Origin of the sequence: Plantactinospora sp. WMMB782, assembly GCF_049179135.1 — a bacterium.
Lineage (GTDB): Bacteria > Actinomycetota > Actinomycetes > Mycobacteriales > Micromonosporaceae > Plantactinospora.
Window position 1 is genome coordinate 2,246,789 of the sequence record NZ_JBMHMC010000007.1, and the last position, 12,632, is coordinate 2,259,420.

A 12,632-nucleotide genomic window follows, 5' to 3' on the forward strand; every position below is an offset into this window, starting at 1 on the left:
CCAGCGGGACCAGCGGGTCGAGGGTGGCTGCTGGGCACCGGGTGACACAGCGGTGCGCCATGATGCTCCCGTGACCGGACAGCATGCGCCGACCGCCGGGCAGCGACCCGTGGACCGGGTTGTGGACCGGCCCGTCGACCGGGTCGCGGACCGGCCCACCGACCGGGCGGCTGACCGGCCCGGCGGCGTGGTGCTGGAGGCGGTGCTGGAACGGATCACCTACGCCAACGAGGAGACCGGCTACACGATCGCCCGGTTCGCCACCGACCGGACCGGGCCCGACCTGCTCACCGTGGTCGGGTCGCTGCTCGGGGTGCAACCCGGCGAGAGCGTACGGCTGGTCGGGCGCTGGGGCTCGCACCCGAAGTACGGGCGGCAGTTCGAGGTGCAGTCGTACACGACGGTGCTGCCGGCGACGGTGCAGGGCATCGAGCGGTACCTCGGCTCCGGGCTGATCAAGGGCATCGGGCCGAAGATGGCCGAGCGGATCGTGGCGCACTTCGGCGTCGACACGCTGCGGATCATCGAGGAGGAGGTCGGGCGGCTGGTCGAGGTCCCCGGGCTCGGCCCGAAGCGGACGAAGCTGATCGCCGCCGCCTGGGTGGAGCAGCAGTCCATCAAGGAGGTGATGGTCTTCCTCTCCGGCGTCGGCGTCTCCACCTCGCTGGCCGTACGCATCTACAAGAAGTACGGCGACGGCTCGATCTCGATCGTGCGCAACGAGCCGTACCGGCTGGCCGCCGACGTCTGGGGGATCGGGTTCAAGACCGCCGACACGATCGCGCAGGCCGTCGGCATCCCGCACGACAGTCCGCAGCGGGTCCGGGCCGGCATCCAGTACACGCTCTCCGAGGCAGCCGACGCCGGGCACTGCTACCTGCCGGAGCCGAACCTGGTGGCGGACGCCGCCGAGATCCTCGGGGTCCCTGTCGAACTGGTCCGGGACTGCCTGGTCGAGCTGGCCGCCGAGGAGGGTGTGGTCCGGGAGGCGGTGCCGAACCCGAGCAGCGAGGGCGGCACCATCCCGGCCGTCTACCTGGTGCCGTTCCACCGGGCCGAGTCCGCGCTCGCGGCCAGCCTGCTGCGGCTGCTGCACCACCGCACCGACCGGATGCCGGCCTTCGCCACCGTGGACTGGACGAGGGCGCTGGGCTGGCTGCGTACCCGGACGGGTGCCGAACTGGCCCCGGAGCAGGAGGCCGCGGTCCGGCTCGCGCTGACCTCGAAGGTCGCGGTGCTGACCGGCGGACCCGGCTGCGGCAAGTCGTTCACCGTCTCGTCGGTGATCGCGCTCGCCGCCGCCAAGGGCGCGAAGATCGTGCTGGCCGCGCCGACCGGGCGGGCCGCGAAGCGGCTGACCGAGCTGACCGGGCACCCGGCCGCGACCGTGCACCGGCTGCTGCAACTGCGCCCCGGCGGCGACCCGACGCACGACCGGGACAACCCGATCGACGCCGACCTGGTGGTGGTCGACGAGGCGTCCATGTTGGATCTGATATTGGCGAACAAGCTGGTCAAGGCGGTCGCTCCCGGCGCACACCTGCTGCTTGTCGGCGACGTCGACCAGTTGCCGTCGGTCGGGGCCGGCGAGGTGCTCCGGGACGTGCTCGGCGCCGGGTCGGTCCCCCGGGTACGGCTGACGAAGATCTTCCGGCAGGCGCAGAAGTCCGGGGTGGTGGTGAACGCGCACCGGATCAACGCCGGCCAGCCGCCGCTGCTCGGCGACTATCCCGACTTCTTCCTCTTCCCGGTGGACGAGCCGGAGGCGACCGCCGAGCTGGTGGTGGACATCGTGGCCCGCCGGGTGCCGCGCCGGTTCGGCCTGCGGCCCCGGGACATCCAGGTGCTCACCCCGATGCACCGCGGTCCGGCCGGCGCCGGCAACCTGAACACCGCCCTGCAACAGGCGATCTCGCCGGGCCGGGATGGGCAGCCGGAGCGCCGGCACGGTGCCCGGGTCTTCCGGGTCGGCGACAAGGTCATCCAGATCAGGAACAACTACGACAAGGGCGCCGCCGGGGTCTTCAACGGCACCGTCGGGGTGGTCACCGGGCTGTCGGTGGAGGAGCGCAACCTCACCGTCCGCACCGACGAGGCCGAGGAGATCGGGTACGACTTCGACGAACTCGACGAACTGCAACACGCGTACGCCATCACGGTGCACCGGTCGCAGGGCAGCGAGTATCCGGCGGTGGTGGTGCCGGTGACGATGGGCTCGTACACGATGTTGCAGCGGAACCTGCTCTACACGGCGGTGACCCGGGCCCGGAAACTGGTGGTGCTGGCCGGATCGCGCAAGGCGCTTGCCATCGCGGTCCGTACCGCCGGAACGGGTCGCCGGCACACCGCGCTCACCCACCGGCTGGAGTCGCCGCGACAGCCACCGGCGCACGCCACCAATCCGACACATTGACGGTCAAGAATCGACAACGCCTACCCCGCGCTGGCGTCGGGTGCGTACGGTGGCGTGATGAGGCAGCCCGGTGACCGTGCCCCCGCACCCGGGCCGCTGGCCCTGGTGCAGAACCTGTTGAACACCGTCGACATGGGGGCGGGCCGCGACCGGCTGCGTACGATCGCCGAACTCACCGCCTTCGCCGCCGCCAACGGCGCGACCGGGCTCAGCTTCACCGAATCCGACGTCTCCGAGATCCGGCGGTTCCGGGAGGCGTTGCGGGACGCCTGCCGGGGACATGCCGGCAGCGAGGTGCCGGCCCCGTCCGTCGCCGCGCTGCGGCACGCCCTCGCCACCTCCCCGCTGCTGCTCACCATCGACGGCACCGGTGCGACCCGGGCGGTGCCGGTGGCCGGGCTCGGCGGGTCGGCGGCGCTGATCGCCGAGGTGGCCGCCGGGATCCTGAACGCCGCGACCGCCGGCACCTGGCCCAGGCTCAAGGCCTGCGCTGCACACCGCTGCCAGTGGGTCTACTACGACCACAGCCCGGCCGGGCGGAGTCGCTGGTGCACGATGAGCATCTGCGGCAGCCGGGCGAAGATGCGCGCCTACCGGGCCGGGCGGTCCGCCGGCCGCCCAGGCTTCGCCCCCTGAAGGCAGTTCCACGCGGCCTCCGGAACGACACCGGGCAGCCTCCGGAACGACACCGGGCGGAGCGGCCTTCGCCGCCCCGCCCGGTGGTGCCGAGAACTGTCAGGCGCTCGGCTTCTCGTCGCCCGGGTTCACCAGCACGACCCGGCGGCGCCGGGAGAGCAGGAACAGCGCTCCGCCGAGTACGACCACGCCGGCTCCGACGCCGCCGAGCAGGCCGGCCTGGACACCGGTCACCGGCAGGCCGCCACCGCCACCGCCGCCGTCACCGGTGGGCGCGGCGATGTGCGCCACGAAGGTGTCGGTGTTGTCCGCCGGGTCGGCGTCGTCGAGTTCCTTCGCCGACATACCCTTGGCGCCCTCCGGCAGCGCGGCGCTCCGGCTGCGCTGTACCGAGGCGCGGCTCACCTCGTCGGAGACGGCGAGCGCGGCGCTGAACATCTCACCGCCCCGGGCGACGACCGGGCCGGGTGCGTCGGCGTCGACCCTGACCGGGAAGACGATCCCGACCGCCGAGATGACGTCGTCGTCCCCGTCGGTGTCGTGGATCGCCGGTACCAGCGTGATCTGGTCGTAGTCGCAGGTGACGGTCCGCTTGTCGGCGGAGTACCCGCAGCCCGGCTCGACCTCGTCGAAGGTGAGGTACTGCGGCAGGGTGACCCGCACTTTGATGCCCTTGGCGATGGTGTCGCCGAAGTTGCCGACCGCCCCGAAGGTGAACGTACGGCCACCCGGCGGCACCGGTGCGTCGGTGAACTCGCCGTCCTCGGTGACCTGCCGGACGTCCTCGGCGTAGACCGACAGGTCCACCCCGATCGCCGGCACCTCGACCGCGACCTTCGCCGAGTTGTCGCTCTGCTCCGGGTCGCTCTCCGACACGGCGGTGACCGTGTACGAGCCGGCCTTGCCGTGCTTGCCCGGCACCCGTTCCAGAGTGAACGGCGTAGGCTGGGTGAGGCTCTCCCCCTGGTTCAGCCCCATGGTGGAGCACCGGATCTTCGCACCGGTCAGTTCACAGCCGAGATGCAGCCGGTCGCCGACCGTCACCACGCTGTCGTCGAGCCCACTCAGGTCGTACTCGAACTGCCAACCCGCGGCTTCGCCCGGACCCTTGTTCAGGGCCGTTGCCCGGTGCGCGGCCAGTGGTTCGCCGATCGCGACGGTGTCGGACGAGACGGTCAGCGCCAGGTCGGCACCGGCGGCGGCCTGCGCGGCACCACCGACGGCAACCAGCGCACCGGTGGTGAACAGGGCCAGGCCGCCCGCGCCGGCCCGGACCAGCAGGTGCCGGGTACGCAGCTTCATGATTCCCCCGAGTTACATGATCGAGTACGGGATGCCCGGCGTACGGTACCGGCCGGCGACCGGGCCCGCGATCCCGGTGATCGGCCGCTAGCGGGGTGCATCCGGAGCGGCGCCTGATTGGGGTCCTTTTGCTGCGGTGTGCCGAGCGGTCCGTCCGTCGATCAGCCGAAAAGCTCGGCCGGCAGTCCGGCCACCTCCTCCACCGTCCGGCCGGCTGGCCAGCACGCCGTGCCCGTCAGCCCCGACTCAGCTCAGGGCCAGGGTGCCGAGGGTGCCGAGGACCAGGAACGGGCCGAACGGGAGGTGACCGCGCCAGCCGATCCGGCGGGTCGCCAGCAGGACCAGCCCGCACAGCGCCGAGGCGCCGAAGGTGAGCAGCACCCCGAGCACCACCGCCGGCCAGCCGAGCCAGCCGAGCACCGCCACCGCGCTCAGCGCCAGCTTCGCGTCGCCGAGCCCGAACCCCCGGCGGCCGAGCAGCAGGGTGGTGCCGGCGAGGAGGAGGGCGGCACCGAGTCCGGCGAGTACCGCCCGCCACCAGGCCGACGGGTCACGGCTGGCCAGGGCCGCCACGCCCAGCAGGCCGAGGGTGCCGATCGCGGCGGCATAGCTGAGCCGGTCCGGCAGCCGGTGCACGGCAAGGTCGACGAAGAGCAGCGGCACGGCACACGCCGCCCACCAACCGAACGCGATCGTCTCGATCGGCGGCCGGGCGGCCACCACCACCGCCGCCACCGCGAGGAGCAGGACGACCTCCACGGCCAGCGGTGCGGCACCGATCCTGCCGCCACAGCCGGCGCACCGGGCCGACGGGGTGAGCGGGCGCAGCGCCCCGGCCGGGCCGATCGGGATACCGCAGGAGTCGCAGGCGGAGCGGCGCGGCCGGCCGTACGGCACCGAGTCGGCGGCGACGAGCCAGCGCAGCAGCGGGGTGACGGCCAGCATCGCCAGGGTCCGAACCGGCCAACGCACACGCAGCGTAACTTCATGATCGCACTTCTCGGATCGTCCGCGCTCCACCGGAGGCAGCTCTGCTGCGCGTGCGGCGGCCGAGCCACCTCCGTCCGGCGGGTCGGCGAGGCAACCCCGCAGGCCCGGTACGGAAGCTGTCAGATCATCGTCATCCATGGCATTTCGCTCCACCGGGCCGGCACAATCTGAACGGAAGGGACAGCGGATCTTTTCCGCCGGCCCAGCATTGATCACCTGAGTTCCATCGATCGACATCTTATGATCGAGATTCCGGTCGACAACAGAGATCGTAACCGTACGTATTCTCTCGAATAGCCCCTGTTGTATCGTCGGCGGTCAGCCTATGCTCGCCATCTGGACGGCGCACAACCGTCGGCTGGCAGGCAGCAGAAAGATCGCTCGACAATACCCACACCAAATCTAGATCGATTCACCCGAATGTGGATGCGGCGGCGCCGGGCCCGGTGGAGGGCCTCCGGGGCGGAGCGGCCCTGCCCACGTCCCCGCCGATCCGTCGGCGGGGACAGTCCGGTCGACTCCGCTCAGAGGTGGGCGATCGGCGACGGAGCTGGAGGAGGCACCGTTGCGAAGGCGGCAACCGGCGTACCTCTGGGCCGCCCTGCTCGCGGCGACACTGCTCGTCGGCGGATGCGGCAACCGGCCCGGCGGTGCCACCCAGCCAGGCGCCTCGGGTGCGGCGGCGGCCACTGCCGACGCCGGAGCCGCCGAGGCGGAGAAATCCGCACTGGCCGCGTACGCCGGCTATCTGGACGCCGTCCGGAAAGCCGAGCGGACCGGCGATCCACTCGATCCGGGACTGCGGAAATACCTCGCCGATCCACTACTGACCCGGGTCAGGCTCACCATTCGCGACGCGAAGGAGCACGGCGCGATGCGTACCGGAAAGCTGGTCTCCAATCCGACGGTCACCGCGGTCGACCTCGTCGCCGACCCGGCCACCGTCTCGATCCAGGACTGCATCGACGCCACCGGCTACCGGCTGGTCTACAAGAAGGACCGGAAGGTCGTCCCGGGCTCGGCCAGCGGCCGGCACCTGGCCACCGCCACCGCCACCCGTTATCCCGACGGCCGCTGGCTGATCAGCGCCGGCGCCTCGCACGAGGACCAGCCGTGCTGACCCGGTGGACGCGCCTGGCGGGCGATGTCACGGGGATCGGCCGGTGCACGCGCCCGGCGGGCGATGTCGCGGGTGCGGGTCTGCCTGCGCACCCGGCGGGTGCCGCAGCCGGGGCGGTCCGGCGGGTGCTCGCCGCCGGTGCCGTGTCCGGGCTGGTCCTGGCCGTCGCGCTGGCGGTGCCGGGTGGGCCGGTCGGGGCGGCCCCGGGCGCGGAGTGCCCGCCCGGCCAGACCAACTGCGACGTCTGGCAGAACGAGCCCGGCGACGGCGGCGGTTCGGGCTCCGGTGACGGTGACGGTGACGGCGGCGGCTCCGGCGGCGGCAACCGGGTCTGCGAGAAGGACGACGGCACCCGGGTGCCCTGCTACGACGACATACTCGGCTGGTTCAACAGCGCCGACGACTGCTACTACAAGCGGGCCGAGCCGCAGCCGCCGGACGTCCCGGCGGGACAGACCGCCTACCTGCGGACCTGTAGCGGGGCCCCCAGCTCAGAGACGGTCTTCCTGACCGACCCGCCGGCCGGGTTCGCGCCGCCGGACCCCGAGCAGATGGCCCTGGACCTCTTCGCCAGCCTGAACCTGGAGCCACCGGAGATCCGGACCGCGCCGAGCGACGCACCCGGCCTGGTCGGCGTACCGGTGTGGCTGCACGACGCGTCGAGCTGGGACACCGAGCGGAGAACGGACCGACAGGGCGAGGTGGCGGTCTGGATCGAGGCGATTCCGACGAAGATCGTCTGGCGGATGGGCAACGGCGAGACGCTCGAGTGCACCTCGGCCGGCGTCCCGTTCAAGGCCGGCACCCACGACCCGCGCCAGCCGCCCGCCGCCGCCTGCGCGTACCCCGGTTATCCCCGGTCCAGCGGCGGCAGGCCGGGCGGGCGGTACGAGATCACCGCCGTCAAGCACTGGACGGTGCCGTGGGGCAGCAACACCGGCGAGGGTGACCAGGACGCGCTCTCCACCAGCCGGCAGGCCACGACCACGATCCGGATCGACGAACTCCAGGTGGTGACGAGGTGACGGTACTCCAGTCGTGGCTTCGGGTGGTGACGAGGTGACCGTGGCGACCAGTCCGACCACCGGTGCGCCGATCGACGCGCCGATCACCCCACCCCGGATCGTCCGGCAGCGCCGGATGCGTCCCGGGCTGCTCGGCCTCGCCGTACTGCTTATCGCGCTCGGCGGGCTCGGATCCGCGTTCGCGATCACCTCGGTACGCGCCACCGGCAGCTACCTGGCGGTCGCCCGCGCCGTACCGGTCGGCACCGCGCTCACCGCCGAGGACCTGGTGACGGTGCAGGTGGCCGGCGGGCAGGGCCTCGAACCGGTGGCCGCCGACCGGATCGCCGAGGTGGTCGGCAAGCGGGCCACCGTGACCCTGGTCCCCGGCACCCTGCTCAGCATGGCGCAACTGACCGACAAACCACTCCTCGGCCCCGGACAGCAGCAGATCTCGATCGGGCTGCGCCCCAGCGAGGTACCGGCGAAACGGCTCCGCCCCGGCGACAAGGTGCTGCTGTTCAGCACCGCCGGGGACGACGGCCGGACCGCCGCCGCACCGGCCACCCGGTTCCAGGCGACTGTCATCGACATGGCCACCCCGGCCAGCAACTCCGTCGTGCTCTACCTCGCGCTCGCCGCCCGGGACGTCCCGGCGGTGGTGGCGCTGGCCACCGGCGACCGGATCGCGGTCGTACTGAACGCGGCAGCCTGACCGTGGCCATCGTCGCCCTCGTCTCCGCCAAGGGATCGCCCGGAGTCACCACGACCGCCCTCGCCTGCACCCTCACCTGGCACCACCGGGTGGTGATGGCCGAGTGCGACCCGTCCGGCGGGTCGGTGCTGGCCGGCTATCTCGGCGGGGCGCTGCCCGGCCCCCGGGGCATCGGCGAACTGGCCGTGGGCGAACTGCGGGACGGCAACCTGGAGCAGGCGTTCTGGTCGCAGCTCGTCGACCTCGACGCACCCCGGCGGGAACGGCTGTTGCTGCCCGGCGTGGTCGACCCGGCACAGGCCGGCAGTGTCGTACCGCTCTGGCAGCGGTTCGCCGACTTCTTCGCCGAACTGGCCAAGGGCCGCCCGGCGTACGACGTGCTTGTCGACTGTGGACGGCTCCAGGTGGTCGGGCCGCCGTGGCCGCTGCTCCGGGCCGCCGACCTGGTGCTCGTCGTCACCACCGCCCGGCTGCCGCACCTGTCCAGCACCCAGGCCACCATCCGGGCGATCGAGCGGGACTTCGCCGAGCACCGGGTGCCGGCCGACACGCTGCGGCTGCTGCTGATCGGCGGGGAGCACGGCCGGAGCGAGGTGGGCAAGGCGCTCCGGCTTCCGGTGGTCGGCCAGTTGCCGGACGACCCGCGTACCGCCGAGGTGCTCAGCCACGGCGGCACCGTACGCGCCAACCGACCGCTGATGCGTGCGGCCAGCGCCCTGGAGGTGCCGGTCCGGGCGGTACTCGACCGGCGCCGGGCCCGGCTCGGCTGGCCGGCCGCGATCGAGGGGGTGCCCGGTGCGCTTTGAGCCCGTCTACTCCGACCCGCGTCCCCGGGACGACCCCGACGCCGAAACGGCGGCACCCTCCACCGCGCCGATCTGGCAGGTCGTCCCGCACAACGGGCACCGGCCGGTACCGCTGCCGCCCGGTACCGGCGGCACTCCCGCACCGGCCGATCCGGGCCGGCGCTACGGCCCGGCCGGGCAGGCCGGCGGCGACCCGGGCCGCCGCTACGGCCCGGCGCTGCCGGACGGAAGCGTGCCGCAGCACGGCGGCGTGCCGGTGTACGCGGTGGTGCCGCAGCCGGTGACCCCGCCCGCCCCGGCCCGGCCCCGGGTCGACTTCGCGGTGGTCCGGGAACTGCGCCGCGAGCTGAGCGAGCGGCTGACCAGATGGCAGCGCGGCCGGGAGTTCAGCACCGCCGAGGAGGACGTGCAGCGGGCCCGGCTCGCCGGAACGGTGGTGGCCGAGTACGCCGACTCCACCCGCCGGGCCGGCACCCCGATGTCGGCGGTCGAGGAGCGGATGCTGCTCGACCAGGTCAACGCCGAACTCGTCGGGCTCGGCCGGCTACAGACGCTGCTTGTCGACGACACGATCGAGGAGGTGCACATCCTCGGCTGCGACTCGGTGCGGATCACCCGGCGCGGCGGCGGCGTCGACTGGGCCGAACCGATCGCCGACAGCGACGAGGAGATGGTGGAGATCCTCCAGGCGGCGGCCCGCCGGGCCGGGGCCACCGAACGGTCGCTCTCCACCTCGAAGCCCACCCTTGACCTGCAACTGCCGGACGGCAGTCGGCTGGCGGCGGTCTTCCTGGTCAGCCACCGCCCGTACGCGGTGATCCGCAAGCACAACACCGTCGAGGTGACCCTGGACGACATCGCCGGTGGCCGGGCCGACCTGGACGAGATGCTGGACGTGTTGATCCGGGACTTCCTGCGCGCGGCGATGCGGGCCGGGCTGAACATCATGGTCGCCGGGCTGGCCGGCGCCGGCAAGACCACCGTGATCCGGGCCATGATGGACGAGATCCCGGCCGACGAGCCGTACGTGCTGCTGGAGGAGAGCCGGGAGCTGCTGCCGGCCCGCCGTGGTCGCAAGCACCGGGCGGTGATGAGCTTCGAGTCCCGGGAGGGGCACGGCGACCGGGGTCCGGACGGGCGGCCGGCCGGCGAGGTGACGATCGCCGACCTGATCCCGGTGGCGCTGCGGATGGGCGTACTCCGGATCATCGTCGGCGAGGTCCGGTCCCGGGAGATCGTGCCGATGCTCCAGGCGATGACCACCAGCCGGGGTTCGATGTGCACCATCCACGCCCGTACCCCGGCCGGGGTCAGCGAGCGGATCATCGAGCTGGCGCTCTCGCACGGCCGGGAGATGACCGTCGAGCAGGCCCGGCGGATGGCCGGGAACGCGCTGGACCTGATCGTCTACGTCACCATCGAGGACGAGACCGCGATCGGCGGCCGGAAGCACCGGTTCGTCTCGCACGTCGAGGAGGTCGTCGGGGTCGGCGACGGCAACCGGATCACCACGACGACGGTGTTCGGGCCGGGGCCGGACGGCCGGGCGGTCCCCCGCCACCTGCCGGAACGGGTCCGCGACCAGTTGCTCCGGGTCGGGTACGACGCGCGGCTGCTGACCCGGTACATCGAGGCGGGTACGGGTGCGTGGCGGCGGCCCCGGCACAGTCGGCTGGGACGGCTGGCGTGAACGGGGCGGGCGCGCGGGGTGCGGGGGTGGCGTGGTGACGCTGCCGTCGAACATCGAGCTGATCGCCGTACTCTCCGGGATCGCCTGTGCCGGCGGGCTGGTGCTGGTGGTCGTGGCGCTGGTCGGGACGAAGCGGCCGGCCGGGCCCGCCCGGAACTCCCTGCTGCGCCGGCTCTGGCTCGGCGACGGTACGAGTGCCCGGGAGCAGCGGGCGCACCAGACCCTGCTGGTCGGGGCGACCCTGGCCGGTGCGGTGGGGTTCCTGCTCACCGGGCTGCCGGTGGTCGGCCTGCTGGCCGCCGTCGCGGTGCCCGGCGTGCCGTGGCTGCTCGGCACCGGCCGGGCCGAACGGCGGGCCATCAACCGGATCGAGGCGATCGGCGAGTGGACCCGCCGGCTGAAGGACGTCTCCGGCACGGGCCAGGGACTCCAGCAGGCCATCATCGGTACGGTCTCGACCGCACCGGACCAGATCGACGAGGAGGTACGCCTGCTCGCCGCCAGGCTGGCGGCCGGCTGGCAGGGGCGGGCCGCACTGCTGGCGTTCGCCGAGGAGATCGGTGACCCGGTCTGCGACCAGGTGGTCGCGGCGCTGATCCTGCACCTGACCGACCGGGGTGAGCGGCTCGGCGACGTACTCGGGGCGATCGCCTCGGCGGCGGCGGCCGAGGTGGTGACCCGGCGCGAGGTGGAGGCGAAGCGGGCGCAGCCCCGGTTCGCGGTGCGCTTCCTGACCGGGATGACCCTGCTGGTGCTGGCGTACGGGCTGGTGAACCCGGACTACATGGAGCCGTACGGCACGCCGGACGGCCAGTTGGTGATGGTGCTGCTCGGTGCCGCCTTCGTCGCCCTGCTCGCCTGGGTACGGGCGATGAGCCTGCCGCCCAGGCCGGCCAGGTTCCTCGCCCCGCCGGACCGCGAGGAGGCGTTGCGGTGAGCGCGAGGAGTGAGCCGGGTCTGCGAGCCCCGCAGTCGCGAACGAAGACAAGACCCATGAGCGCGAGGAGTGAGCCGGGTCTGCGAGCCCCGCAGTCGCGAACGGACGGGGACTCAGCATGATTTTGAACTGGACGCTGACGTTCGGGGTCGTGGGTGGGGCGGCCGTCGGGTTGGGGCTCTTCCTGCTGGTGCGGGAGGCGCTGCCGGCCACTCCGGCGCTCGGGCCGGCCCTGCGCCGGCTGCACCAGCCGGTCGGGGCGCGCCGTCCCGCACGGGCGGGCCGGCACGACCTGGACTGGCTGGCCGGGGCGACCCGCTGGCTGCGTCCGCCGCACCGGCAGCTCGCGCTGATCGAGCAGACGCCCGAGCAGTACACGTTGTCGTTGCTGCTCTCCGGGCTGATCGGGTTGGCGACTCCGGCGGTGTCGACCGCGATCCTGATGCTCGCCGGGATCCGGCTGCCGTTCGTGGTGCCGACCGTCGGGGCACTCGGCTTCGCACTGCTCTGCGTCTTCATGGCGCACCGGAGTGTCCTGGTCAAGGCGGACCGGGCCCGCCGGGAGTTCCGGCAGGCGGTCTGCGCCTACCTGGACCTGGTCGCCCTGCAACTGTCGGCCGCGCACGGGCCGGTGCAGGCGCTGGAACGGGCGGCCGAGGTCTGCGACGGCTGGGTCTTCGAGCGGATCAGGGAGGCGCTGCGGCTGGCCCAGTTGCAGATGCACTCGCCCTGGGACGAGCTGCGCGACCTGGCCGAGAAGATCGGCATTCCGGAACTCGGTGACGTCGGGGCGATCATGCAGTCCTCCGGCACCGAGGGCGCACAGGTGCACGACTCGCTGCGGGGCCGGGCCGACTCGCTGCGCGACCAGATCCGGACCGACAACCTGGCCCGGGCCGAGGCGGTGACGAGCCGGTTGGACGTGCCCGGTGCGCTGCTGGTCTTCGTACTCGTCGGTTTCGTCCTCTATCCGTTCGTGGCCCGGATCTGATCCCGAACCCGACCCCGACCCCGACCCA

Annotated in this window: 11 protein-coding genes; 9 read left to right on the forward strand and 2 right to left on the reverse strand. The window is 72.9% G+C overall.

Translation table 11 applies throughout. The annotated features are described in order from the left end of the window. Positions 1-121: 121 nt before the first annotated feature. Positions 122-2,413: an ATP-dependent RecD-like DNA helicase gene (locus tag ACN28A_RS12300; protein WP_421404320.1), complete on the forward strand. Its 2,292-nt coding sequence runs from the start codon at positions 122-124 to the stop codon at positions 2,411-2,413. 57 nt (positions 2,414-2,470) lie between these two features. Next, positions 2,471-3,049, forward strand: coding sequence for a CGNR zinc finger domain-containing protein (locus ACN28A_RS12305; RefSeq protein ID WP_421395143.1), 579 nt, complete (start codon positions 2,471-2,473; stop codon positions 3,047-3,049). Between the two features lie 99 nt (positions 3,050-3,148). On the opposite strand, the gene ACN28A_RS12310 is transcribed toward ACN28A_RS12305, so the two are convergent. Both ACN28A_RS12310 and ACN28A_RS12315 read right to left on the reverse strand, forming a co-directional pair. Then, complete coding sequence (locus tag ACN28A_RS12310; RefSeq protein WP_421395144.1) at positions 3,149-4,351, reverse strand: hypothetical protein; 1,203 nt, start codon at positions 4,349-4,351, stop codon at positions 3,149-3,151. 246 nt (positions 4,352-4,597) lie between these two features. Further along, positions 4,598-5,296, reverse strand: a complete 699-nt coding sequence (locus tag ACN28A_RS12315; protein ID WP_421404322.1) for a prepilin peptidase — start codon at positions 5,294-5,296, stop codon at positions 4,598-4,600. A gap of 610 nt (positions 5,297-5,906) precedes the next feature. Between ACN28A_RS12315 and ACN28A_RS12320 the strand changes: the two genes are divergently transcribed. The 7 genes from ACN28A_RS12320 (at position 5,907) to ACN28A_RS12350 (ending at position 12,604) form a co-directional block, all read left to right on the forward strand. Then, entirely contained in the window at positions 5,907-6,461 is a 555-nt protein-coding gene (locus tag ACN28A_RS12320; RefSeq protein WP_421395145.1) for a hypothetical protein, read from the forward strand. 125 nt (positions 6,462-6,586) lie between these two features. Next, positions 6,587-7,486, forward strand: a complete 900-nt coding sequence (locus ACN28A_RS12325) for a hypothetical protein (RefSeq protein ID WP_421395146.1) — start codon at positions 6,587-6,589, stop codon at positions 7,484-7,486. A gap of 34 nt (positions 7,487-7,520) precedes the next feature. Further along, positions 7,521-8,180: an SAF domain-containing protein gene (locus ACN28A_RS12330; protein WP_421404324.1), complete on the forward strand. Its 660-nt coding sequence runs from the start codon at positions 7,521-7,523 to the stop codon at positions 8,178-8,180. A gap of 2 nt (positions 8,181-8,182) precedes the next feature. Further along, the gene (locus ACN28A_RS12335; protein WP_421395147.1) at positions 8,183-8,986 is read left to right on the forward strand and encodes a ParA family protein; all 804 of its coding nucleotides are present in this window, start codon (positions 8,183-8,185) and stop codon (positions 8,984-8,986) included. Then, positions 8,976-10,676 (forward strand): ATPase, T2SS/T4P/T4SS family, encoded by a 1,701-nt coding sequence (locus tag ACN28A_RS12340; protein ID WP_421395148.1) that lies wholly within the window; start codon positions 8,976-8,978, stop codon positions 10,674-10,676. Before ACN28A_RS12335 ends, ACN28A_RS12340 begins: the two co-directional genes overlap by 11 nt. A gap of 40 nt (positions 10,677-10,716) precedes the next feature. After that, positions 10,717-11,613, forward strand: coding sequence for a type II secretion system F family protein (locus tag ACN28A_RS12345; protein WP_421404326.1), 897 nt, complete (start codon positions 10,717-10,719; stop codon positions 11,611-11,613). A 121-nt stretch (positions 11,614-11,734) separates the two neighbouring features. Continuing rightward, on the forward strand, positions 11,735-12,604 hold the full coding sequence (locus tag ACN28A_RS12350) for a type II secretion system F family protein (protein WP_421404328.1): 870 nt from the start codon (positions 11,735-11,737) through the stop codon (positions 12,602-12,604). Positions 12,605-12,632: the final 28 nt, after the last annotated feature.